The organism is Streptomyces sp. SP18CS02 (genome assembly GCF_036322365.1).
Taxonomy (GTDB): Bacteria; Actinomycetota; Actinomycetes; order Streptomycetales; family Streptomycetaceae; genus Streptomyces.
The window spans coordinates 229,124-253,033 of the sequence record NZ_JAQYXC010000294.1 but is presented as its reverse complement, the minus strand read 5'-3'; the positions used below and the strand labels follow the sequence as shown (position 1 = coordinate 253,033).

Below are 23,910 nucleotides of genomic sequence, written 5' to 3'. Positions count from 1 at the left end.
TGTCTCACCCCGATCCGGACACCCCGGCAGGCGCCGGGGGTGGGGGCCGGCGTCCCGGGGACCGGCGTCCCGCACACCCCGGCACCCCGGGCGGGAGCGCCGGGGCCGGGGCCGGCGGCCGGGAGCGGGCGGGGCCGGGAGCGCGGGCGGGGGCGCGGGCCGGGGCGCGGGCCGGGGCGCGGGCCGGGGCGCGGGCGGGAGCGCTCAGGCCGACGGGCGATCCCGCCCCGCCGCGTTCAGGCCGCCTTCGGCTCGGCGAGCACCGCGAAGACCGCGCCCTGGTTGTCGGCGATCAGGGCGATCCTGCCGTACGGGGTGTCGAAGGGCGGCTCGGTGACGCGTCCGCCCAGATGGGTGGCGACGGCGGCGGTCTCGTCGCAGTCCTCGACCGCGAAGTAGACGAGGAAGTGACCGGGCATCTCGGCCGGAAAGGCGTCGGTGATCACGCTGCGGCCGCCGATCGCCGTGTCGTCGCCCGGCCTCGTACCGGCGGGGGACCAGACCCTGAAGTCGATGGTGGGGTCGTCCAGGTCCCTCACCTGGAAGCCGAAGATCGACTCGTAGAAGGCGTCGACGGCGTCCTTCTCCCGTGTGTAGACCTCGGTCCAGCAGAAGGAGCCCGGCTCGTTCTGCTTCTCGAACCCGCTGCGCTCACCCGCCTCCCAGAGCCCGAAGACGGCGCCGCCCGGGTCGACGGCCAGCGCCATGGTGCCGGCGTCGCCGATCCGGACGGGGTCCGTCACCATCCGGCCGCCCGCGTCCTTGATCCTGGTGGTGAGGGCGACCGCGTCGGGGGTGGCGAAGTGGACGCCCCACGCGGTGGGCATCCGGCCGTCCCGCTTGGGCGCGAGGCCCGCCACACGCCTTCCGTCGCTGAAGGCGTGGGTGTAGTTCCCGTACTTCTCGCCGCCGCCGTCACCGAAGGTCCAGCCGAACAGCTCGCCGTAGAAGCGCTTGCCGGCTTCGAGATCCGGAAGCAGCACATCCGCCCAGCACGGTGTGCCCTCTGTGAATGCGGCCATGGACCCGGTCCCTTCCCTCGCTCGGGGCGCGACGCGTGTGGTGCCCGTCACAGTCACGCTAGCGGCGCGGCGCGTGGTGCGCAGGGAAGAGATACGAACATACGTTCATTTATCGGGACAGGGAGCGGCTACGAGCGGCCGGTCGGAGCCCTCTCGCCCTCGGCTTATCCACCGAAGTTTTCCACAGGCTGTTAATAAGCTTATTGGGTACACAGGGGGCTCGAAGGGGGTCGCACCCCATTTGCAGTCGGCCGAATCGCGCCCTGATCACCCGTCGGTAAGCTGACGGCATGACAGGACAAGTGCGCACCGTCGACGGCCGCGTGGCCGGCCGACGAGGCCAGGCGACGCGGCAGAAGCTGCTCGACTGCCTCAGCGAGATGCTCAGCTCCTCGCCGTACCGGGACGTCAAAGTCATCGACGTGGCCCGCAAGGCAGGCACTTCACCCGCGACGTTCTACCAGTACTTCCCGGACGTCGAGGGTGCGGTTCTCGAAATCGCCGAAGAAATGGCCAAGGAAGGCTCTGGATTGACCGAATTGGTCTCCGGGCGCTCCTGGGTCGGCAAGGCGGCATGGCAGACGTCCGAGGAACTCGTCGAAGGCTTCCTCGACTTCTGGCGCAGGAACGAGGCGATCCTTCGCGTGGTGGATCTGGGCGCCGCCGAGGGGGACAAGCGGTTCTACAAGATCCGCATGAAGATCCTCAACTCGGTCACCAACTCCCTCACGGAGGCGGTGAAGGAGCTCCAGGCCAAGGGCAAGGTCGACAAGGACGCCAGCCCGGCAGCCGTGGCCGGCTCCCTTGTCGCCATGCTGGCCGCGGTGGCCTCGCACCAGAAGGGCTTCCAGACCTGGGGCGTCAAGCAGGCCGAACTCAAGCCCAACCTGGCCCTGTTGGTCCACCTCGGCATCACGGGCAAGAAGCCGGCGAAGTAGCCCCGCGCCACCCGTCACACCCCGCGGCCCCTGCCTCGGGCACCCTTTCGCCCACGACCGCCGCCTCCGCCCGCGCCTGACGCGCCCGCGCCCGTACGGCCCGCACGTCGTCACGTCCTGGACGACGTCACGTCCCGTACGCCGGCACCTTCGGCACGTCCCGCGCTCCGGCACCCTCGGCACGCCCCGCGCCGCACTGTCCACACCTGTCACGCCGGCGGCGGTCCCTCCGGGCCCCGCCGGCGTTCCCGCGCCCGGCCGCCGGTCACCGGCCGCCGGAGAGCAGGGAGCGGCACTCGAAGGTCTGCGCACGAGCGTAGCTGATGGCCCGTCATATCCGTCGCCGCCACGCGGTGCCCGGCCGCCGGCGTTTCGACGCCCCCGGCCGTGACCGCGCCGCTTCCGCCGGAGCGCCCCATCCGGCCGCGGACGGCGGCGGCGGGCCGGCTGCCGCACCTGCCGGGGAGGAACCTCGTCGCGAGGAGGATCCGGGACGGCACCCGGAAGGCGGCACACGCCACCCCGGTCAAGGGCCACCGGTCCTTGGTGACGGCGTCCCGATCGTGTGGGATGACCCCCATGAAGCCCATCAGCCCATTGACCGCCGCCACCCCCGCCATCGCCGGGTCCCCCGAGGCGACCACGGCCCCGGGGCCCGGCGGGACGCCCGCGGCCGCCGGCAGCCGCTTCGACCAGACCCTCCGCTCGCTCAAGGTGTGGGACACCGAACTGCCCGCTTTCGACCCGGAAGCCGCTCCCGACGCACCGCTGGGGCTGTTCCGGGAGTGGTTCGTGGCCGCCGCCGACGCGGGGCAGCCCGAGCCGCACACCATGTCCCTGGCCACGGTGGACGCGGACGGCCGGCCGGATGTGCGCACGGTGATGCTGCACGGGGCGGACGACCGCGGCTGGCACTTCGCCTCCCACGCCACCAGCGCGAAGGGCCGCCAGCTGGCCGCCCGGCCGGATGCCGCGCTGGGCTTCTACTGGCCGGCCCAGGGCCGGCAGGTCCGGGTGCGGGGGCAGGTGTCGACCGGGACGCCCGAGGAGGCGTACGCCGATCTGCACACCCGCTCGACCGGGGCGCTGGCCTCGGCGCTGGTGGGGCGCCAGAGCGAGGTACTGGCCTCGGTGGCCGAGCTGGAGCGGGCAAGCGGCGCCGCCTGGGAACGGGCGCGGGCCGAGCCGGACGCGCACGCCGAGACCTGGACGGTGTACGCGCTGGAACCCCACGAGGTCGAGTTCTTCCAGGGGGACGAGCGCAGGCGGCACGTACGCCTGCGCTACCGGCGCTCCCCCGACGGCACGTGGGAGCGGGAACTGCTCTGGCCCTGAGGCCCCTGGGCGGGACGCCCGGCGGAAGGGCCGGCGGGCGTGACCGATTCGCAATCGATTTCCGTCTTGACCGAGACCCAACAAGTGAGCGCGCCGTTACGCTCGGCATTCATGACCGAACCCACCCACGGCGCCGCTCCCGTCTACGTCATCGGCGGCGGCCCCGGCGGCCTCGCCGTCGCCGCCGCCCTGCGCGCGCAGGGCATACGGGCCGTCGTACTGGAGAAGTCCGACGCCGTCGGCGCCTCGTGGCGCCGCCATTACGACCGGCTCCATCTGCACACCACCCGGCGCCTGTCCGCGCTGCCCGGCCTGCGGATGCCGCGCTCGTTCGGGCGATGGGTGTCCCGCGACGACGTGGTCCGGTACCTGGAGAAGTACGCCGAGGTCCACGAGCTGGAGATCGTCACCGGAGTCGAGGTCTCCCGCATCGAGGCGGCGGGAGACGAGTGGGTGCTGCACGCCACCGGCGGGCGGCGGCTGACCGGCAGGGCGGTGGTCGTGGCCACCGGTTTCAACCACACCCCGAGGCTGCCCGACTGGCCCGGAGCCGACTCGTTCGGCGGGCGGCTGCTGCACGCGAGCGCCTACCGCGGCCCGGCCCCCTACGCCGGCCAGGACGTCCTCGTGGTGGGCGTCGGCAACACCGGGGCCGAGATAGCCGTCGACCTGGTCGAGGGCGGCGCGGCCCGGGTGCGGCTCGCGATCCGCACGGCGCCGCACATCGTGCGCCGCTCCACGGCCGGCTGGCCCGCGCAGGCGACCGGCATCCTCGTGCGCCGGCTGCCGGTACGCCTGGTCGACGCCGCGGGCGGCCTGCTGGGCCGGCTCTCGGTCCCGGACCTGTCCGGGCGGGGCCTGCCGCGCCCGGACACCGGGCTGTACTCGCGGGTGCGCGAGGGCGCGATCCCGGTGCAGGACGTCGGTCTGATCGACGCGGTGAAGCGCGGCCGCGTCGAACCGGTGGCGGCGGTGGCCTCCTTCGACGACGGCAAGGTGGTCCTGGCCGACGGCTCCACGATCGCCCCGGACGCGGTGATCGCGGCGACCGGCTACCACCGAGCCCTGGAGGGCCTGGTCGGCCACCTGGGCGTGCTGGACGACCGCGGCCGCCCGGCCGTCCATGGCGCCCGCACTCCCCCGCAGGCGCCGGGCCTGTACTTCACGGGCTTCACGAACCCGATCAGCGGCATGCTCCGCGAACTGGCCATCGACTCCCGGAAGATCGCGAAGGCGATCGCCGCGGCGGGCACCGCGGCCGCCCGCCGCTCCTGACGAGCGCCCCCGGAGGATCGGAGGCCCGGAGGCCGGGCAACCGCAGCGACCCGGCCCGGCTGCCCGGGCGTCAGGGCCGGGCAACCGGGTGCCGGGTGCCGGGTGTCGGGCGTCGGGCGTCGGGCGTCGGGCGTCTGGCACCACGGCATCCTCGTGCGCCTTCATGCGCCTTCATGCGCCTTCATGCGCTCTCATGCGCCTCGCGCGCCCTCATACGCCTTCCGTACGTCCCCCTTTCGGACGCGCGCGGTGCCCGACGTGTCCCGCGGCCGTCAGACGGCCGGGTTGAGCACGACCCTCGCCTTGTCGTTCGCCCGGTTCGGGTCGAACGGCAGCGGCTGGTCCCCCCACGGCGGGGTCAGCGTCACCTTGCCGACGGAGCCCGGTATGACGGTGTCGATCCGCAGCTCGAAGGGGAAGGTCACCGTCTGCTTCTCGGCCACCCACATCGGCAGGTTGCAGCTGTAGCGCGGGGCTCCGATCCGGTTCTCCGCCCAGTCGCCCTCAAGGGTGCGGGGCTCGCAGCTCTCCGGGACGCCCGTGGCCGTGGCGCCCTTGGGCACGACGAAGTCGACGTTCGCGACCGGGTCGCCCGAACCCAGATTGGCGATCCACGCCGGGCCCTTGTTGCGGAAGGTGAGCGCGGCCCGCACGGTCTCGCCCGCGGCGGCCGACACCTTCGTACCGCGCACCGCGAAGTCCGCGGTGTTGACGGCCTTGACCTCGGCGACCCCTCCGTTGTCGCTCGGGGACAGGTCCTCCACGCCCCCGCGCGGCTCGACGTTGATGTCGACCCGCTCGGCGAGCGCGTACGCGGCCACGGCGGCGGTCAGCGGCTGCGGCAGCGTGAAGCTCCCGCCCGGCGCGACGACGTCGTCGAACGCGCAGCTCACCCGCGTGACGGGCTTGATCGCGCCCTCGCCGACCGGGGTGCTGACGCACTGCGGCGCGAGTCCGGAGAGCGTCAGTCCCCGCGTGACGTACAGGGTGACCTGCACGCCGTTGGCGGACTCGTTGCCGTTGTTGACGACGGAGACCGGCACGGGCACGGTGCTGCCCGGCTGCACGCCCGTCACGGCGTCGGGACGGTCCAGGACGAGGTCGGGACCCGACGCGACCTTGACCGTGGTCTCGGACTCGACGGCGGTGAGCTCGCCGCCCTCCATCGTCGTCGCGGCCCTGCCCTGGTAGGTGATGCGGCCGGTGGTGCCGTTCTGCGCGCCGGACGCCGCCCGCACCGTCAGCTGCACGGGGGTCCCGCCGTTCGCGGGGACCTCGGGGATGGCGCAGACGGCGGTGGAGCCGGTCGGCGCGCAGCTCTCGGGCCAGGTGACGTCGGCGATCCCGGCCAGGCCGGAGATGTCGACGGTCAGCCGGCCGTCGGTCACCGTGAAGTTGTTGTTGTCGTGGTACAGCCCCAGACCGATGGTCGAGGCCGGGGGCTGCTGGCCGCCGGTGGCAGCCGCGGGCAGCACGAACTCGTAAGGGGCCTGGATCCACAGCTGGTCGCTGTCGGCGAGGGCCGGGGTGGCCATCCCGAGCGTGACCAGTCCGGCTGCGGCGGCACAGGCGCCGAGTCGCACGGCACGGCCGGCGGAAGGCGTACTCATGAATCTCCTTGTGTTCCTGGAGGAGCGGCGATGCGATGTGGACGACCGCCGGAACCTGATGAAAGTTGTACTGGCCGGCTGTTCCGTTGCACACAGCCGTCCATGACGTGCCGTCGGGTCACCGGTCCGGCCCGACGTGGGCTCTTCCGGACCATCCGGACCACGAGCGGGATCGGCGGCGGCCCGTCGCCGCACCGGAGTGGGGCGTACCGGAGTGGGCCGCACCGGAAGGGCATGGCTGCCGGAGCCCGGCGTCGACCCGCCGATGCCGCCGGTGCCACCGATGCGCGGACAGGGTGCCGTGGCGCCGGACGTCGTCACGGCACGGGACGCGCCCGCCGTCCGCCGTTGGCCTGAGCCTGCCACCCATGACTTCCTCCCCCCGAAGAAACCGTCCAGGGGCCCCCGCCCCACCCCCCTGCCACGCGCCGAACTCCCCGCGAACTCCCGCACTCCAGCGGGCTCCCGCGAAGACGCACGTGGACGGACCCGCGTCGAAGCACGCGGAGAGGCCCGTCGGGCCGCCCGCTGCGAAGTCCGTCGAGTCATTGGTACTGCACGCCACTGACAACGGCGTCCCGCCGAAGCCCCGACGCCCGCAGGCGCCGAGCCCCGCTCCCGGCACGCGCACCCCTCGTCGCACGGCCGACGGGCCCCGGCCCCGCCCCGAGGGGCCCGCGCGGGCCGTTCCTACGGGTTCTTCGTCAGCTCGTACAGGTTCCAGGAGTCCGGGTCGCCGATGTAGACGTACAGCTTCGGCCGCTCGCTCTCGCCGCCCACGATCCAGTCGGCCTCGCAGCCCTCGACGGACACGGACACCTCCTGGTCCCAGCGGTCACGTCCCGACGCGTACGACCAGCTCCCCCGGCCGGAACACTCGCTCGCCTCCCCGAAGGCGGTGTGCTCGTCGATGCCGGCCGCGGTGGCCGTCCCGTCGGCCGCGAGCCGCAGGGTGCCCCCCTCACCGTCCGACCATGTGCCGACGGCCCGCTCCCGCGACAGGCTCGGGGGGCGGTACTCCTCGATCAGGCCGGTGCAGAGGCCGACGCCGCCCAGCGCGCCCGTCCCCACCACGGCCAGCGCGCCGTACACCGCCAGCCGCCTCACCGCCCGGCCCAGGCCGACCGTGGGGCGGCGGAGGGCGACCGGCCGCGCGACGAGGGCCGCCGCGCCGACGGCCACCGTCCCCACCAGCCACGTCGGGAACAGGGTTCCGGGGCCCGCCCCGGCCGGTACGCCCACGGCGAGCGTCGGCAGCGCCACAAGGGCCGCGGCGGCGGCCGGCGCCCCCCACCGGGCCTCGCGCCCGGTGATCCGGCGGCCGAACCGTCCGCCCAGCGCCACCGACGGCAGTACCAGCGCCGACGAGACGACGAACCCCGCGAACGCCCCCATGATCAGGAGGATCGGCAGGATGAAGAGGCCGAGGCCGTTGTAGGCGGCGACGTTCGGCGACTCCCGCGTCGTACCCGCCACGACGAGCACGACGAAGCCGATCACCGCCTCCACGAAGAGCGCGCCCATCGACAGCAGCAGCGCCCCGCCGTACCGGGCGAAGGCCCCCCGCCCGGGCGCCGACGGGTGCCGCTCCCCTGCCACCACCGACTGTGTCATCCCTGATCACCCCTCCTACGGGGGATCTTCCTCCTGGTGGGAGGGGCGGGGACGCGGGGGGGGGTCCGTTACGCCGCCAGGGCCGTCGGCACGGCCGGCCGCCGGCGGATCACCAGAGCCATCAGGGCCGCCGCGGCGCACAGGGCACCGGAGGCGTACCAGACCACGTCGTACGAGCCGAACACGTCCCGGGCCACACCGCCCGCGAAGGCCACCGCCGCGGCACCGACCTGGTGGGAGGCCAGCACCCAGCCGAAGACGATGGCGCCGTCCTCGCCGTAGTGCGCACGGCACAGGGCGATCGTCGGGGGCACGGTGGCCACCCAGTCCAGGCCGTAGAAGACGATGAAGAAGATCATCGGCGGGTGGACGGCCGGCGCCATCAGCAGGGGCAGGAAGAGCAGCGAGATGCCGCGCAGGGCGTAGTACACCGCCAGCAGGCGGCGTGCCTCGAAGCGGTCGGTGAACCAGCCCGACGCGATCGTGCCGACGATGTCGAAGACGCCGATCACGGCGAGCAGCGAGGCGGCTGCCGTGACCGGCATGCCGTGGTCATGGGCGGCCGGCACGAAATGGGTCTTCACCAGGCCGTTGGTCGACGCGCCGCAGATCGCGAAGGTGCCGGCGAGCAGCCAGAACGGTCCCGTGCGCGCCGCCGAGAGGAGCACCCTCACCGCACGCCGCGAGGCACCCTCGACCGGTGCGGGCTTCGCCACGAACTCCTCGGCCCCGTACGGCGCGAGCCCCACGTCCGCCGGGTGGTCCCGCAACAGCAGCCAGACGAACGGGACGACGGCGAGCGCCGAGAGGGAGACCGTGACGGCGGCCGGGCGCCAGCCGTGCTCCTCCACCAGCCAGGACAGCAACGGCAGGAAGATCAGCTGGCCGGAGGCGCCCGCGGCGGTCAGGATGCCGGTCACCAGACCGCGCCGGGCCACGAACCACCGGTTGGTCACCGTCGCCGCGAAGGCCAGCGCCATCGAGCCGCTGCCGAGACCGACGAGAACACCCCAGAAGAGGACGAGCTGCCACGCGGCCGTCATCCACACCGTCAGCACCGAGCCGACGGCGATCACCGTCAGCGCGACCGCCACGACCCGCCGCATGCCGAAGCGGTCCATGAGGGCGGCGGCGAACGGCGCCGTGAGGCCGTACAGCGCGAGGTTGACCGAGACCGCGAAGCCGATCGTGCCACGTGACCACGTGAACTCCCGGTGCAGCGGATCGATGAGCAGACCCGGCAGGGAGGCGAAGGCGGCGGCGCCGATGACCGTCACGAACGCGACGGCGGCCACGAACCAGGCGCGGTGGATCCGGGGACGGGTGGTCCGGGGGCGGGGGGCGCGGGCCGTCGGGGCGGCTTCGGAACGTTCCGGGCTTGTCTGGGTCACGTCACTCAGCATTCGGCCGGGCGGCAATCCGGACCACTAGCCCGAACGACAGCTTTCGCTAGGATCGGGCCATCGGGCCCGTCGGCAGGCCGGGCCACCGGGCCCGCCCACGGAGCCCCCCGCCCCCGGCCACGACCGAGGAGTCCGCGTGCCGCACCGCGTCGTCGTTCTCGCCCTCACCGGGCTGCTCCCCTTCGAGCTCGGGATCCCCCATCGCATCTTCGGCCGCGCCAAGGACGCCGAGGGCCGGCCGCTCTACGAGACCGTCACCTGCGCCCTGGAGGCCGGGCCCGTCCGCACCGACGCGGACTTCAGCATCGACGTGGCCCACGGCCCCGGGGCGCTCGCCACCGCCGACACGGTCGTGGTGCCCGCCTCGTACGAACTCGGCCCCGTCCACGAGGAAGGCCGCCTCACCGGCGAACTGGCCGCCGCTCTCGCCCACATCCGGCCGGGCACCCGTCTCGTCTCGATCTGCACCGGCGCTTACGTCCTGGCGGCGGCCGGGTACCTCGACGGACGGCCCGCGACCACCCACTGGGCCTCGGCCGACCACTTCCAGCGGATGTTCCCCGCCGTCGACGTCGACCCCGACGTGCTGTTCATCGACGACGGCGACGTCCTCACCTCGGCCGGTGTCGCCGCGGGCGTCGACCTGTGCCTGCACATCGTGCGCCGCGACCACGGGGCCGCCGTCGCCAACGACGTCGCACGGCGCACGGTCGTGCCGCCGCACCGGGACGGCGGCCAGGCGCAGTACATCCGGCGCCCGGTGCCCGAGCCGGAGCTGACCACCACCGCCGGAGCCCGGGCCTGGGCGCTCGCCCACCTCCACGAGCCGCTCCAGCTGCGCGACCTGGCCGGGCAGGGGGCGATGAGCGTACGGACCTTCACACGCCGCTTCCGCGAGGAGGTCGGCGTCAGCCCCGGCCAGTGGCTCACCCAGCAGCGCGTCGAACGCGCCCGCCACCTGCTGGAGTCCACCGGCCTGTCCATCGACCAGGTCGCCCGGCGCGCCGGATTCGGCACCGCCCAGTCGATGCGCCAGCACCTACAGGCTGCGCTCGGCGTCCCGCCCAGCGTCTACCGGCGCACCTTCCGGCCCGGGAGCCCCGTCGGCCACAGGTGACATCCGCCGCTCGCCCAGCGTCCCGATCAACAGCAGGACGAGAGTGAGGCCGACGCCCGCGAGGACGGCGGTGGACGGCGCGACGGTGCTCAGCAGGGCCCCCGACAGCGTGCCGCTCGCCGCGTAACCGGCGCTCACCGCCGCGTACATCACCGAGTACCCGGCGGCGAGCGCGTGCGGCGGCAGCACCTCGCGCAGCATCAGGTTGCGGGACAGCGAGGACGCGGCGGCCAGCGCCCCGGCCAGCAGCAACCCGAACGCGATCCCGCCGGTCCAGGGGGTCAGCGCGACCACCACCACGCACCCCGTGACGGTCAGCAGCAGCGCCTCTCCCTGGGTGGCGAGCCGGCCCGGCCACTTCCGCACCCCGTAGACGAACGCCCCCAGCGCCGAGCCGACGGCGTAACCGGTGAGCAGCGGTCCGGCCCAGCCGATGCCGATCGACCGCTGTTCCAGGAGCGCGGGCAGGACCAGTTCGGCGATCGCGAGCAGGGTGAGGCCGGCGGCTCCCATGACGTAGAGCGGCCAGGCGCGGGTGAGGGCCCGCACCATGGAACCGCCGACGGCACCGTCCGTCGCCCACCCCGCGGGCAGCGCCCACAGTCCGGCGACGGCCACCGCCATCAGGGTGCCCGCGAGGAGCAGCGGGACGTAGGGGGCGACGCCCAGGGCGAGGGCGGTGGTCAGGGCCGGGGCCAGCGCCCAGATACCGGACATGAGGACGGATTCGAGACTCATGGCCCTGGCGGTCGCCTCGGGCGGCACCATCCCGGTGAGGATGGCACGCAGGCCGCCGGAGGTCGCCGCGGGCCCGATCCCGGCGAGGAGCGCGAGTCCGCCGAGGACCACCGGGGACGCCTGGTGGGCGAGGCCGAGGCCGAGGAAGGCGGCGGCTCCCACGGCGAGCCCGGCGGCGAGGTGGGGGCGTGCCCGCTCGGCACGCATCCGCATGCCCAGGACGGGGGCGCCGAGGATCTCACCGAGGACGTACACGGCGGCGAGCAGCGCCCCGAGGGTGTAGCCGCCGGGCCGCTCCCGCACCATGAAGACGAGGGCGAGCGGCGCCATGGCGACGGGCAACCGGGCACCGACCGCGACGGCGCCCCAGATCAGGACCGGCCGGGTGAGCAACTCGCGATAGGGCATGGCCGACCGTAGTCAGGGACCGGGGCGCGAACGCAACACGATTACCGGACGTCGGACGCCGGAACGGACCGCACCCGCGCGACTCCTCCGCTCCGCCGTGGCTCCTGCTCCGTCATCGGGCCTCCGCGGAACGGGTGTTGCGCCCTGGGCACGCGCTCGACGGCACTCGACGGCGGAGCTCCCCCGGCAGGCTCCGGACCGGTCGGGCCCGTTCTCCTCACCCGTACGGCGGCGCCGGGACCGGCCGCGTCGGGTCCGGCCGCGTCGACAAGGCGCGGCACCGCGCGAACACCGGTGGCTCCACGGCCGGTTCTCCCGGAGCCGCGCGCCGCGCGGGACGACGACGATCCTTGGGGTGGCGGCGCACTCGTGCGCACCCCGAGCACGGCACGGTGGGCCGCCACCCGGCTCCGGCGCGCCACAGCAGCCTTGTGGGGCGCTGCATGCGCTGCCGCCGAGCCACGACCCGCACTCGCCGAGGGCGTCAAGCCCTCGGCGTCCCCTCGCCACGAATCGCTGATCCAAGGGTGATCAGGTCGGGCACGGCACGTCAACAGCTCTGTGCAGGAGCACCCGTTAAGCCCTGTGCGTGACGGCGCGCGACGGCTTGAACTGGCCGGGGTCGCGCACCACCGCTGTCACCGTCGGTGCGCCCCTGTCGACCTCGCACCAGATGCTCTTGCCCGCCCCTTCGGGCTGCCAGCCCCAGCGGTCGGCGAGCCCGTCGACCAGTTCCAGACCCCTGCCGTTGGTGTCGTCGCCGTCCGCGTGGCGCGGCCTGGGCGGACACGCACTGCGGTCGGCCACCTCCACGCGCACCGTCCCGGCCTCGGCCGCGCCCGCCCCGAAGAGCATCCGCAGAACGGCGGGACAGCCCGTGTGCACCACGGCGTTGGTGACGAGCTCCGAGATGAGCAGCACCAGCGTTTCCGCAAGGGGTTCGTCCTCCCCTATACCGGAGCCCGCCAGGCGGGATCGCGCCCATCTCCGGGCCCGTCCCACCTCTGCGGGGTCGGGGCCGATCTCCAACTGCACCTGAAGCACCTGCACCGCTCACACCATCCGAACCGGCGGACACATCGCCTCGTGTCTCACAGCGACCACAGCCGTAACAGTCGTCACTGAACGTGATTTCCTTGTGAGACAGCATGGTTGACGTACAGTCACCGCAACAAGCGCTTCGGGCATATTCCAGCGCGAAGGAGTACGCCTGGTCCATACTGTGCGACGCACGCTGCGGGTAGTCGAACAGGGGGGCGCACAGCGCCACCTTGGGGCACGAGCGGCGGGCATTCCCGGGGCCGGAGCTGCCGCACTGGCAACACCGGGACACCCCAGCCTCGTAACCACTCGCATCCTACGGAGAGTACCGGAGCGAAGTGCCGACTCCGGGGTGTGACGGGACATCCGAAGGACACAACCCGGTATCGACGCTGCGTCATCAGTCGTCGCGTCGGGCCGGCCGGTACGAAGGCCCGCGCTGACAGCCGGTGATCGTCACCCTCCGTAGCGGAGTCGCCGGGCGAAGCGGGCCCCGGGTCCGTCCGTCGGCCCCGCCATGACTCGCACGGGAGCCGACGCCGGGACCGGGGCACCCGGCATCGCGGACCGGCACCCTCGGCGCCGGGGCGCCGAAGGCCGTGGCGGCCGGCGCCGGGCCGGGGCGGGGCGTCCCCGGCGCGGACCGCCTCACCGCGCGCGTGATCCCTGATCGCCGCGGTCCCGGGCGCCTCCCGGTCTCCGTCCACCTCGCTCGTGCCATCGTCCCAGGAACGTCATCATCCGTACGAGCGAGAACATTTCGGCCAAAGAGGTCGAGGAGCGGCACTCCCCGCCTTCACGCCCCGTCCGCCACCCGGCGGCGGGGGCGCCGCCCGTGCCGCAGGGCGGGCCCTAGGACTCCGACGTCATGAAGTAGCGGCCGAAGGCGCTGACCGCCTCCTCCTCGTCGATCCGGCCCGAGCGCTCGACGTCCAGGGACTCGGCCACGAGGGCGGCGGTGTGCGAGTCGACACCCAGCACCCGCAGCGCACGCTCCAGCCCCGCCGGCTCCGCCTGCCCGTCGCCGTCCACGTCGGCGACGGCGAGCACCGCGCGGACGAAGGGGCGGGCGATCTCGGCGAAGCGGTCCGGGCTGTCGCGCAGCCGTTTCACCGCGCCGCCGACGAACTCCCCGCGCGTCACCCGCTGGTCGCCGTCCACGTCGGCGATGCCCGCCAGGCCCTGCCAGAAGGCCTCGGCCCCGCCCGAGAGGGCCTGGCCCTTGTCCGAGCGGAAGGGCGTGCCGAACTCGTCGAGCAGCCGGGTGGCCGCCGTGGTGAAGTCCTCACGCGAGATGTAGCCGTTGCCGTCCTGGTCGAAGGCGGCGAACCGCGAGGCGATCCGGCGTTGGTACAGGTCCTCTTCTTCCATGCCCCGGAGGGTACGACGCGACCGGCCGGAATGGGGAGCGTCCGCCGGGTGAGCCCCCGTCGGGCCCGCGGGGCGGACGCGTGCCGCGCTCGTCAGGCCGACAGCGGTTCGGCCCGTTCCGCGGTGGCCGAGGCGACGTCCGCGTACACCGCGAACAGCCGCCGTACGCCGAGCGCGCTGAGGACGCGGTTGACGTGGGAGCCCTCGACGGCGCCCCGCGCGGGCAGGATCAGCCGCAGCCGGCCCCGGCACGAGTGCAGGAGCCGGCGAGCGGCGATCAGCACGCCGACCCCGCTGGAGTCGCAGAACAGCACGTCGGAGAGGTCCAGCACCACATCGTGGCGGCCCTGGGCGACCGCGTCGTGGACGTGCCGGCGGATGACGGGCGAGGAGACCAGGTCCAGTTCGCCCCGGATGTGCAGCACCGTCCAGGCACCGCACTCGGCTTCGTCCACGGTGAGTGTCACGCGCCGTACCCTTCGTCGATCCGGAGGCAGTCCTTCCCCTCGCGGCTGCTGCCCAGCCGCCACACCATGAAACACGATCCGCGAGGAGTGACGATTTCCATACCACCGGCGACCGGATCGGGGGCGCACTTGGCACAAAGGGGAGTGAATTCAGGTATCGCGCACTACATTCGAAAGGAGTCGGGTCGGGAGGGCTCCGTATGGCGAAGGACACACCACCGCGCTGGGACCGCAGGATGCAGCAGCGGCTGGCGCGCGGCGAGGCCGCCGCGCTCGGTGAGCTCTACGACCGGTTCGCCTCGCTCGTCCACAGCACCGCCCACCGGGTGCTCGACGACGAGGCGGCGGCCGACCGGGTCACCCGCGAGGTCTTCGGCTACGTGTGGGAGAACCCGGACGCGTACGACCCCAGGCAGGAGGGCTCCATGCGCTCGTGGATCGCCCGGCTGACCCGCCGCCAGGCCGTGCACCGGCTGCGGCAGGCGGAGGCCGCGGCGTTCGCGGAGCGCGGCGGGGGCTCGGCGGAGGAACTGGAGCAGAAGGTCCGCCGGGCCGCGGTGGCCGCCCGCGCGGACTACATCGTCACCTCCATGCCCGCGCCGCTGCGCGCCGCCCTGGAGCTGGCGTACTTCCAGCGCCGCGACTACCGGCAGACCGCGGCCGACCTCGGGGTGACCGAGGACGAGGCGCGGCGGCGTCTGCGGCTCGGGCTCCAGCTGCTGTCCACCGCGAACACCCGCCCGCTGGAGGGCTCCTCACCGCCCGGTTACGGCAGCGCGCTGTGACGGGGCCGCTCGACGGCGGTGGCCACGACGGCCACGACCGTCAGGACGGGCACGACGGTGCCGAGAACGTGCCGCGCATACCGGCTCCGAGGCGGGCCGCCGACAACTACGACCCGCTTCCCGCGCCGCCTCCGGCAGAGCCGCAGCCACACCCGAACCCGAACCCGCAGCCGCACCCGCACCCGCACCCGCACCCGCAGATGAGTTCCTCCCGGGGTGCGGAGCCGCAGACCGAGGACGCGTACCCGGCGTTGCCGCACGGGGTGCTGAAGTCGCTGCTCGGCGCGTGGGCGCTGTCCGCGTGCTCGGCCGAGGAGACCTTCGCCGTCGAGGCGCACCTGACCGAGTGCGCGCCGTGCGCCGAGGAGGCCCTGCGGCTGCGCGACGCGGTCGGGCTGCTGCACGCCGAGCGGGACCTGGACCTCGACCCCTTGCTGCGCTCCCGGGTGCTGGAGAACTGCCTCGGGCGCCGGCCCGCCCGCATCCCGGTCCCGGACTGGGCGGGTCCGTACGACGCGGAGACCGCCCGGCTCGACGCCCTGCTGCGGGACATCGGCGAGTCGGAGTGGCACGCGCCGGTGCGCCTCAAGTGGTTCGAGGGCGAGCGTCCGGTGAGCCGGCGCACGACCGTGGCCGGGGTCATCAGCCATCTGCTGGCGGTGGACGGACTCGTCTCGTCGGCCCTGGGGCTGGGCGATCCGCTGGCCCCCGCCCCGCCCGGAAGACCGGCCGCACCGCAGGCGCCGTACGTCCCGGCCGAGCGCACCGAGGCGTACTGGAGAGGGGCGCACCATCCGCCCACCGGCCAGGTGCGCACGCCCTGGCGCGAACAGAGCCACACCCTGATCCGCACGATCTCCTTCGCGGGCCGGGGCGTGGCCGAACTGTCGGTCTCGTACGGGGACTTCTCGCTGCCCCTGCGCGACTCGCTGCTCGACCGGGCCTTCGAGTGCTGGGTGCACGCGGACGACATCGCGGCCGCCGTCGACTATCCGTACGAGCCGCCCAGCGGCGCCCATCTGCACGGGATGATCGATCTGGCGGCCCGGCTGCTGCCCGCCGCGCTCGCCGACCGGCGTCGGGCCGGTCTGGCCGGGCCCGCCCGCGATCTGGTCACGGCCGGTTCACCGGGGCGCTCGCTGCACCTGGAGGTGGAGGGCTCGGGCGGTGGCCACTGGTACATCGCCCTGGACTCCCCGGCGGCGGTCGGCTCACCGGACCGCGCGGTCGCCCAGGTGGCGCTGGACGGGGTCGAGTTCTGCCAGCTGGTGGCGGGGCACGTCTCCCCGACCGAGGCGGCCGCGGGACAGGACGGTGACCGCGAGGCGATCAAGGACGTCCTGTTCGCGGCCGCGTCCATGAGCCGCCTCTGACCGGCCTGCCTTCTCGGCGGCCCGGCCCCTGACCGCGTCCGACGGGACCCGGCACGGCCCCGGGCAGGTCCCGAAGCGGCTGGGGAGGGGCCTTGGGGCGGAGTCCTAGTTGAAGGCCTTGGGGCGGAGTCCTAGTTGAAGACGACCGTGCGCCGGCCGTTGAGGAGGATGCGGCGCTCGGCGTGCCACTTCACCGCGCGGGCGAGCGCCTGGCACTCCACGTCGCGGCCGATCGCCACCAGCTGCTCCGGGCTGACCTCGTGGCGGACCCGCTCGACCTCCTGCTCGATGATCGGGCCCTCGTCGAGGTCGGCCGTCACGTAGTGCGCGGTCGCCCCGATCAGCTTCACACCGCGGGCGTGCGCCTGGTGGTACGGCTTGGCGCCCTTGAAGCTCGGCAGGAAGGAGTGGTGGATGTTGATGATCCGGCCGCTGAGCTGCTTGCACAGGTCGTCCGAGAGCACCTGCATGTAGCGGGCCAGCACGACCAGCTCGACGTTCTCGCCCCGCACCAGTTCCAGCAGCTCCGCCTCGGCCGCCTCCTTGGTGTCCTTCGTGACCGCGATGTGGTGGAAGGGGACGTCGTACGAGGCGACGAGCTCGGCGAAGTCGGTGTGGTTGGAGACCACGGCCACGATCTCGACGGGCAGTGCGCCGATCCGGGAGCGGAAGAGCAGGTCGTTCAGGCAGTGCCCGAACTTCGACACCATCAGCACCACCCGCATGCGCTCGTCGGCGCGGTGGATCTGCCAGTCCATCCGGAAGGAGTCCCCGACGGCGGCGAAGCCGGCCCGCAGCTTGTCCACGGTCACCGGCGCCTCGGCCGAGAAGTGGACCCGCATGAAGAACAGGCCGCTGTCCCGGTCTCCGAACTGCTGACTGTCCTCGATGTTGCAGCCGGTGATGAAGAGGTAACTCGACACGGCGTGCACGATGCCCTGCTTGTCCGGGCAGGAAAGGGTGAGGACGTACTGGTCAGTCATCCTCGCAGGATGCCATACGGCGGGCTCCCCCTCGGCCGGACGTCCGTCAGGCGGACCCCCGTGACCGGTCCGCGAGACCGTGCCGGGGGCGCCCCTGCGCTCAGGCGGCTCCCGTGATGATCCGCAGCGTGTCCAGCGAGCGCGGTGTCACGTCCGGGTCGTCGCCGTCGTTGGCGGCCAGCCGCAGGTGCGCCTCGCGGGCCGCGCGTACCGCCTCCGGCCAGCCGTGGTGCGCCATGTACGCGGAGACGGGCGCGTCCGCGCCGACCTGGTGCATGATCCGCAGCACCCGCAGCACCGCCACGTCGACGAGGGCGGCCTCGCCGGAGTCCCGGAATATCGTGCCGACGTACTTCTCGGCGGACCAGTTGTCGAGCCAGGTGTCCTCGACCAGCCGGTACACGGCGTCGGTGACGTCTCCGTAGCCCTCCCGGCCGGCCAGCCAGTACTCCTGCTGGAACGCGGGATCGGAGAGCATGTGAAGCGCCGAGCGCACGTGCGTGCGCCAGCGCCACCAGGGCATGTCGTTGAGCGGCATGCCGCCCATGGTGGTGGAGCGACGGCCGCGACGGGAAGAGTTCATCGAAGCTGACACGTTTCGATCGTACGTTCCCCCGCAGTACGGACAGACCAGCCCCCGCAATTCACCTCGCCGTCACCGAGCGTTGAACCGGCCTCACTCAAGCGTTACCCATGAGGCGGAATTGTGCCTGTCCATGACCGGTATCGGCAGGTGGCGATCGACCTTCCCCCGCTCCGCATGGGCCATGGCGCTCGTCTCGGGGTGCCTCCTCACCGGCTGCGGGGTGCTCCCCGGGGCCGGCGGCGGCTCCACGGACCCCCTCACGGTGATGACCTGGGCCCCCGAGGGCACCCGTGCGACCAATATGCCCGGCATGCCCGGCATGGCGCAGGCGTACGCCCGCTGGGTCAACTCCCAGGGCGGCATCAACGGCCACGAACTGCGCGTCCTCACCTGCAACGAACGCAACAGCCCGGCCGGCGCGGCCGCCTGCGCGCAGCGTGCGATCAAGGAGGACGTGGTCGCCGTGGTCGGCTCCTACAGCCAGAACGGCCGGGCCTTCATGGCGCCGCTGGAGGCCGCCGGAATCCCGTACATCGGCGGCTACGGCGTCTCGGAGTACGAGTTCACCAGTTACCTCTCCTACCCCGTCAACGGCGGCCAGGCGACCCTCCTGGCCGGCAACGGCATGCAGCTCGCGGACGCCTGCCGGCGGGTCTCGCTCGTGCGGCCCGACACCGTCATCGGCGACGGCGCGCCGAAGCTCCTCAACTCGGGCCTCAGGCAGGGCGACCGGACCCTGGCCGGGGACATCGCGGCCCCCGAGGACGCCGGCGAGTACACGGACGAGGCCCGCGAGTCCCGTGAGCGGGTCGGCGAGGAGGGCGGCTGCGTGACCGCCACCCTGGGCGAGCGCACGGCGACCTTCTTCGACTCCTTCCGGCGGCTCCCCTCCGACGGCAGGGACGTCAAGGTCGCCTCGGTGCTCGGCAGCGTCGACCAGCCGCTCGTGGACCGCACCGGCGGCGCCGACAGCCCCTTCGAAGGCGCCTACGTCACCGGCTGGTACCCGCACGCCGGGGACGCGGGCTGGGACCCGATGAAGCAGGTGATCCGGGACCACGCCTTCGCCGACAACCGCATCGACCCGGCCGACACGGGCGTCCAGACCACCTGGATCGCGTACACGGTCCTGCGCAGGGCCGTGGAGTCCCTGGGCGACGGCGAGGTCACCGCGGACAGCGTCTCCCACGCGCTGGACCGGGGCGTCCAGGTCGACACCGGCGGCCTCACGCCCTCGCTGCGCTGGCGCTACGAGGACATGCTCGGCACCCCTCGGTTCCCGCGGATCGTCAACGGGGACGTGACCTTCCAGGTCGTACGCCAGGGACGCCTGGTGGCGCAGAAGGCCGGCTTCGTGCACACCGGTCCGACGCTCCGGCACACCACGTACGACTGAGCCCGGCCGCGCGGTGTCCGCGGCCGGGCGGGCCGGACGGCTACAGCTGCGCGGGCTGACGCGTGGTCAGGCCGTACTTCCCGGCGATCCCGTTCCACAGCCCGGCGGCCTCCTGCTTGGCCGCGGTGGCCTCGCCGCTGGCCTCGTTGCCCTGCGCGAACCGGGGCGTGCTACGGGCCTTGCCGTCCTTGCAGCCCTTCTTGCCCTTGACCTGGTCGCCCCAGGCGGCGTAATGGTCGTCCGCCGAGGCCGACGCCTGCCATGCCCTGGTGAGCGCGGCGGACAGCGCGGCGTGCTCCGGGAGCTTGTCGATGGAGAGGCCCTGGAGCCTGGTCACCAGTCCCCGGCGCTGCTCGGCCGCACCCCGCAGGTCGCCGGCGGCCTGGTCCAGGTTCTGGCACTTCTTGATGTTCTCGACGGAGCGGATCACCGCGTCGCGGCTGTTGTTGCTGTCGGCGAGCAGCTTGTCGAGCGCCTCGGCCTGCGCCCTGGCCGGGTCCGCCGCGGGCTGCGGGGCTCCGCTGGAGGCGGGTGAGGTGGCCGCGGCGACGCTCGTCTTGTCGGTGCCGCCCTCGGGCTCGTCGCCGCCACCGCTGAGCAGCGCGCCCGCGCCCAGCCCGAGCACGGCGCAGCCCACGACGACGGCGGCGATGACCGGCACCTTCGATGAGCGGCGCCGGACCGGCTCCTCGTACGACGGCTGCGGCGCGACGGGCTGCTGGTACTGGTGGTGTGCCTGCCGGGGCGGGGCCTGGTGGCGTGCGGCGGGCTGCGGGGCGCCCGCGTCGAGACGGGGCATCTGCTGCGTGGAACCCGAGTCGTCGCGGAACAGGCTGTCGAACTCGGCCGGCGGCTGGCGCTCGTCGGGCGACCCGGGCCTTATCCCGTACGGCGCGCCGGAGGGCTGGGCCGGGACGGGCGCGATGTACTGCGTCGCGTCCGCGTCGGAGACGGCGGGCGACTGCTGCGGCGACGGCAGGGGGCCGGTGCCGAGGAACCGCGTGGACTCCTCCGGCCGCTCCCCCGGTACGGGCATGGGCCCGGCGCCGGCCGCCACGGGCGGTATGTACTGCGTGGCGTCGGCGTCACCGGGCACGGCCTCGGGGGGCAACGGCTGCGCGACGGGCGCGTATCCGCCCTGCGGGTACGCGCCGGGCTGCTGCGGCGGCGCGGCGCCCTGGCCCGCCTGACCGGGGTACGGCTGCTGTCCCGGGTACGTCTGGCCCTGGTACGCCTGACCGCCCTGGTCCTGCTGTTCCGGGTACGGCTGCGCCGGGTACGCCTGGCCCTGGTACGGCTGGCCGGGATAGGGCTCCGGCTGCCCGGCGGAGGTCCCCGGCCCGCTGCCCGCGGGCCCCCACGGCTGGTCCCAGGGCCGGCCGCCGGTGGGCCCTGCGGCCGGCGCGCCCCAGGTCTCGCCGCCTCCCTCGGCGGGCAGCACGACACCTTCGTGCGCGGGCCGCGCCGCCGGAGGATGCGGCTCCTGACCCTGTCCGCTCTGCGTCACCGGGACTCCTACGTGTGTACCTACGGAATCGTCGGTTCACGCTACCGGGTGTATCAGGGCCCGCGCACACGTGTGTGGCCGCAGTAACAATTTGCGTGGCGAAGACGCTGTTAAGGCCGGAGTTCAGGCTGCCTGGAGTTCAAGTCGGGCATTGAATTCCCTGACGGCGGACTCGTCCGCGTACGGCTCCAGACGCTGCTGGAGATCCTCCAGGTACTCCGCGCCCCGTGAGGAGCGCAAGGTGCCCAGCAGTTCCAGCGCTCGCGTACCGGTCTGGCAGGCCTGCTCCACCTCGCGCTGCTGGACCTGCGCCGAGGCGAGCAGCACCAGGCCGATCGCGCGTCGTCGCGCCCGCGCCGGCGGGTGCCCCTCCAGGGACTCGCCCGCCGCCCTGGCAGCCTCCTGCGGCCGGCCCAGGTCCCGGTAGCAGTGGGCCAGTTCGTCGGAGAGGTACGCGTGGTCGAAGTGGGCGATCCACGCGGGGTCGTCGCCCGATCCGGGATCGGCCCGGTCCAGGGCGGCCAGAGCGCGCACCGCCACCTCCTGGCAGGTGCGCACGTCGCCGAGCTGGGCGTGCCCCCGCGCCTCCGCGGCCAGGAACATCGCCTCCGCCCGGGGCGTGACGTGCCCCCGCGCCCCTTCCTGCGCGGCCCGCGCCAACTGCGAGATCTCACGCGGGTTCCCCAGCTGCGCGGCCAGGTGGCTCATGGACGCGGCCAGCACATAGCCGCCGTAGCCCCGGTCGCCCGCGGCCTGCGCGAGGCGCAGCGCCTGGATGTAGTACCGCTGGGCGAGCCCCGGCTGGCCCGTGTCCACCGCCATGTACCCGGCGAGCTCGGTCAACCGCGCCACGGCGGCGAAGAGTTGGCGGCCGACCGCGTCCCGGTACGACCCGGCGAGCAGTCCGGAGACCACGCTGTTGAGGTAGTGCACGACGACGGGCCGCACATGGCCGCTGCCGAACCGGTGGTCCAGCTCCACCAGCGCGTCCGTCATCGCCCGGACCGCCTCGACGTCGGACATGCCGACCCGGGAGCCGGCCTGCCGCGCGATCTGGACGTCGGCGCCCGTGATGAGCCAGTCCCGGCTGGGCTCCACGAGCGCGGAGGCGGCCACGGTGGAGCCGGACAGGAAGTCCCTTCGTCCCACGTCGCTGCGCCACAACTCGCAGACCTGCTCGATCGCCCCGAGGACGGTCGGCGCGAACTGGAGCCCCACGCCTGAGGCCAGGTTCTTGCCGTTCGCCATCCCGATCTCGTCGATCGTGACCGTGCGCCCGAGCTTGCGGCCCAGCGCCTCGGCGATGATCCCGGGGGCCCGGCCCCGTGGCTGCTGGCCGCGCAGCCAACGTGCCACCGAGGTCTTGTCGTACCGCAGATCCAGTCCGCGCTCCGAGCCCGCCATGTTGACGCGTCGGGCGAGCCCGGCGTTGGAGCATCCCGCTTCCTGGATGAGTGCCTGCAGCCGTTCGTTCGGCTGACGTGCGACGAGCGGCCTCGCTGCCATGACTACCCCCTGTTGCCGCGGTGATCAGTCAGTTGATCACTGCCCGGCTGATATGCGGAGAATGCAGAAGCTGGTGCTGGAATACCAAGAAACGCCACCCAATACCGTGCAATGCCAGGAGACTGCCACATTGCAGTCCGGCCCCGACTCTGGCTACCCCTCGGCCGCTTCCGTCCCCCGTGCGCGCCCCCACCAGTGCATCGGTGCGCCCCAGGTGCGGAATCGATGCTCCTCGGCCTCCCCTCCCGCGCCCCGTAACCCCGGCTGGTGAGGGGAGTTGTGCACTCCGTGGAAGAGACCATCGGAACCACGGAAGCCGCGCAGATCCCCAAGCAGCGGGGCGAGCAGCTGCTGGACAGCGCCGTGCGGTACGCGGAAGAGCGGCACTGGGACGTGTTCCCCGGCACCTGGCTGGAGGCCGTGGACGGCGAGGAGCGGTGCTCGTGCGGGGTCGCGCTGTGCGCCACCCCCGGCGCACACCCCGCGCGCCCGGACTGGGCGACCCAGGCGACCGGCAGCGCGGTGGCGGCGCGCCGCCTGTGGGGGAAGCACCCGCGGGCGTCGATCCTGATGCCGACGGGCCGGACGTTCGACGCGCTGGACGTTCCGGAGTCGGCGGGCTTCCTGGCGCTGGCGCGGATGGAGCGGATGGAACTGACGCTCGGTCCGGTCACCTGTACGCCCGACCGTCGCATGCTGTTCTTCGTCCTGCCGGGCGCCGGTGCGAAGGTGCCGGACCTGGTGCGCAAGCTGGGCTGGGCGCCGAGCGGCATCGACCTCGTCGCGCGCGGGGAGGGTCACTACGTGGCGGCGCCCCCGACCCGGGTGGGCGGTCGTGGCGCGGTGCAGTGGGCGCGTCGTCCCACGCCCGCGAACCGCTGGCTCCCGGACGCCGAGGAGTTGATCAGTCCACTGGCGTACGCCTGCGGACGCGAGGCGGCCGCCGCGCGCACCCGCCACGCCTGACCGGAGGTCACCGGCGCCTGACCACGGGCCCGATGCCCGCTCGGCCCCCGTCCGCCCGACCGGCGATCGCGCCAGGTCGGGCCGCTTCGTGCGGGTGGTCCCTCGGCTTCGACCCGGTGGCCACCGTGGTGCGCCGGGTCCCGCCGGCGTCGGCGACGGTGCGGTGGAGTCGTCGGGCGAGGGCGCGTACGGCGCGGCGGCCTGGCAACTACTGCTGTCGGCCGCCGCTTTGGCCCCGCCGCTGTACGCCTGGCGTGGCACCGGGTCGATCTCCGTGTCCGGTGGTGGGGAGGCCCGGCATCCGGATGTACCCCCAGTCCGGCCAGGGCACCTCGGCCTGCTGGATGGTCGCCATGACGATCCCGTCGCCCCGGGACGCCTGTACGGAGCTGCGGGCACGGGCACTGGCACTGCTGGTGATCACCCTGCCGTACGCGGTCGCGGTGACGGCTCTGACGGCTGCGGTGCT

General features: G+C 73.5%; 20 protein-coding genes. 8 read left to right on the top strand and 12 right to left on the bottom strand.

Going from position 1 to position 23,910, the window contains the following annotated elements; genetic code table 11:
- Positions 1–236 precede the first annotated feature (236 nt).
- Positions 237–1,022: a VOC family protein gene (locus PUR26_RS25490; RefSeq protein ID WP_329875423.1), complete on the bottom strand. Its 786-nt coding sequence runs from the start codon at positions 1,020–1,022 to the stop codon at positions 237–239.
- A gap of 290 nt (positions 1,023–1,312) precedes the next feature.
- On the opposite strand from PUR26_RS25490, the gene PUR26_RS25485 reads away from it, so the two are divergent.
- The 3 genes from PUR26_RS25485 (at position 1,313) to PUR26_RS25475 (ending at position 4,570) form a co-directional block, all read left to right on the top strand.
- Positions 1,313–1,960 carry a TetR family transcriptional regulator gene (locus PUR26_RS25485; protein WP_329875421.1) on the top strand — a complete coding sequence of 216 codons (648 nt, stop codon included), beginning with the start codon at positions 1,313–1,315 and terminating at the stop codon, positions 1,958–1,960.
- A 579-nt stretch (positions 1,961–2,539) separates the two neighbouring features.
- Positions 2,540–3,295 (top strand): pyridoxine/pyridoxamine 5'-phosphate oxidase, encoded by a 756-nt coding sequence (locus PUR26_RS25480; protein ID WP_329875419.1) that lies wholly within the window; start codon positions 2,540–2,542, stop codon positions 3,293–3,295.
- A 111-nt stretch (positions 3,296–3,406) separates the two neighbouring features.
- Positions 3,407–4,570: a flavin-containing monooxygenase gene (locus PUR26_RS25475; protein ID WP_329875417.1), complete on the top strand. Its 1,164-nt coding sequence runs from the start codon at positions 3,407–3,409 to the stop codon at positions 4,568–4,570.
- A 272-nt stretch (positions 4,571–4,842) separates the two neighbouring features.
- Here PUR26_RS25475 and PUR26_RS25470 read toward each other — a convergent pair whose 3' ends face one another.
- The 3 genes from PUR26_RS25470 to PUR26_RS25460 all read right to left on the bottom strand — a co-directional run bounded on the left by PUR26_RS25470 (position 4,843) and on the right by PUR26_RS25460 (position 9,197).
- Entirely contained in the window at positions 4,843–6,180 is a 1,338-nt protein-coding gene (locus PUR26_RS25470; protein ID WP_329875415.1) for a hypothetical protein, read from the bottom strand.
- A gap of 690 nt (positions 6,181–6,870) precedes the next feature.
- Complete coding sequence (locus PUR26_RS25465) at positions 6,871–7,794, bottom strand: hypothetical protein (RefSeq protein WP_329875413.1); 924 nt, start codon at positions 7,792–7,794, stop codon at positions 6,871–6,873.
- A 68-nt stretch (positions 7,795–7,862) separates the two neighbouring features.
- Positions 7,863–9,197 (bottom strand): MFS transporter, encoded by a 1,335-nt coding sequence (locus PUR26_RS25460; RefSeq protein ID WP_329875411.1) that lies wholly within the window; start codon positions 9,195–9,197, stop codon positions 7,863–7,865.
- A gap of 136 nt (positions 9,198–9,333) precedes the next feature.
- Between PUR26_RS25460 and PUR26_RS25455 the strand changes: the two genes are divergently transcribed.
- A complete protein-coding gene (locus tag PUR26_RS25455; protein WP_329875410.1) occupies positions 9,334–10,314 on the top strand; it encodes a GlxA family transcriptional regulator in 981 nt (326 codons plus the stop codon).
- On the opposite strand, the gene PUR26_RS25450 is transcribed toward PUR26_RS25455, so the two are convergent.
- From PUR26_RS25450 to PUR26_RS25435, 4 genes are all read right to left on the bottom strand, one after another.
- A complete protein-coding gene (locus PUR26_RS25450; protein WP_329875408.1) occupies positions 10,237–11,460 on the bottom strand; it encodes an MFS transporter in 1,224 nt (407 codons plus the stop codon). The two genes, PUR26_RS25455 and PUR26_RS25450, sit on opposite strands and share 78 nt — an antisense overlap.
- Positions 11,461–12,036: 576 nt before the next feature.
- Entirely contained in the window at positions 12,037–12,510 is a 474-nt protein-coding gene (locus PUR26_RS25445; protein ID WP_329875406.1) for an ATP-binding protein, read from the bottom strand.
- A gap of 843 nt (positions 12,511–13,353) precedes the next feature.
- Positions 13,354–13,872 carry an EF-hand domain-containing protein gene (locus tag PUR26_RS25440; protein WP_329875404.1) on the bottom strand — a complete coding sequence of 173 codons (519 nt, stop codon included), beginning with the start codon at positions 13,870–13,872 and terminating at the stop codon, positions 13,354–13,356.
- A 92-nt stretch (positions 13,873–13,964) separates the two neighbouring features.
- A complete protein-coding gene (locus tag PUR26_RS25435) occupies positions 13,965–14,339 on the bottom strand; it encodes an STAS domain-containing protein (RefSeq protein ID WP_329875402.1) in 375 nt (124 codons plus the stop codon).
- Positions 14,340–14,539: 200 nt separating this feature from the next.
- On the opposite strand from PUR26_RS25435, the gene PUR26_RS25430 reads away from it, so the two are divergent.
- Positions 14,540–15,124, top strand: a complete 585-nt coding sequence (locus tag PUR26_RS25430; protein ID WP_329875400.1) for an RNA polymerase sigma factor — start codon at positions 14,540–14,542, stop codon at positions 15,122–15,124.
- Positions 15,121–16,497, top strand: coding sequence for a maleylpyruvate isomerase N-terminal domain-containing protein (locus PUR26_RS25425; RefSeq protein ID WP_443077160.1), 1,377 nt, complete (start codon positions 15,121–15,123; stop codon positions 16,495–16,497). The genes PUR26_RS25430 and PUR26_RS25425 overlap by 4 nt, the downstream gene beginning before the upstream one ends.
- Before the next feature lie 131 nt (positions 16,498–16,628).
- Here PUR26_RS25425 and purU read toward each other — a convergent pair whose 3' ends face one another.
- Together purU and PUR26_RS25415 are read right to left on the bottom strand one after the other, a co-directional pair.
- Positions 16,629–17,480 carry a formyltetrahydrofolate deformylase gene (gene purU, locus PUR26_RS25420; RefSeq protein WP_329875398.1) on the bottom strand — a complete coding sequence of 284 codons (852 nt, stop codon included), beginning with the start codon at positions 17,478–17,480 and terminating at the stop codon, positions 16,629–16,631.
- Between the two features lie 100 nt (positions 17,481–17,580).
- On the bottom strand, positions 17,581–18,027 hold the full coding sequence (locus tag PUR26_RS25415; RefSeq protein ID WP_443077177.1) for an SCO4402 family protein: 447 nt from the start codon (positions 18,025–18,027) through the stop codon (positions 17,581–17,583).
- Positions 18,028–18,196: 169 nt separating this feature from the next.
- On the opposite strand from PUR26_RS25415, the gene PUR26_RS25410 reads away from it, so the two are divergent.
- A complete protein-coding gene (locus PUR26_RS25410) occupies positions 18,197–19,462 on the top strand; it encodes an ABC transporter substrate-binding protein (RefSeq protein ID WP_329875396.1) in 1,266 nt (421 codons plus the stop codon).
- A gap of 40 nt (positions 19,463–19,502) precedes the next feature.
- Here PUR26_RS25410 and PUR26_RS25405 read toward each other — a convergent pair whose 3' ends face one another.
- A complete protein-coding gene (locus PUR26_RS25405; protein ID WP_329875394.1) occupies positions 19,503–20,969 on the bottom strand; it encodes a hypothetical protein in 1,467 nt (488 codons plus the stop codon).
- A 123-nt stretch (positions 20,970–21,092) separates the two neighbouring features.
- Entirely contained in the window at positions 21,093–22,475 is a 1,383-nt protein-coding gene (locus tag PUR26_RS25400; RefSeq protein WP_329875392.1) for a transcriptional regulator, read from the bottom strand.
- Positions 22,476–22,754: 279 nt separating this feature from the next.
- Between PUR26_RS25400 and PUR26_RS25395 the strand changes: the two genes are divergently transcribed.
- Complete coding sequence (locus PUR26_RS25395; protein ID WP_329875390.1) at positions 22,755–23,441, top strand: bifunctional DNA primase/polymerase; 687 nt, start codon at positions 22,755–22,757, stop codon at positions 23,439–23,441.
- Positions 23,442–23,910: the final 469 nt, after the last annotated feature.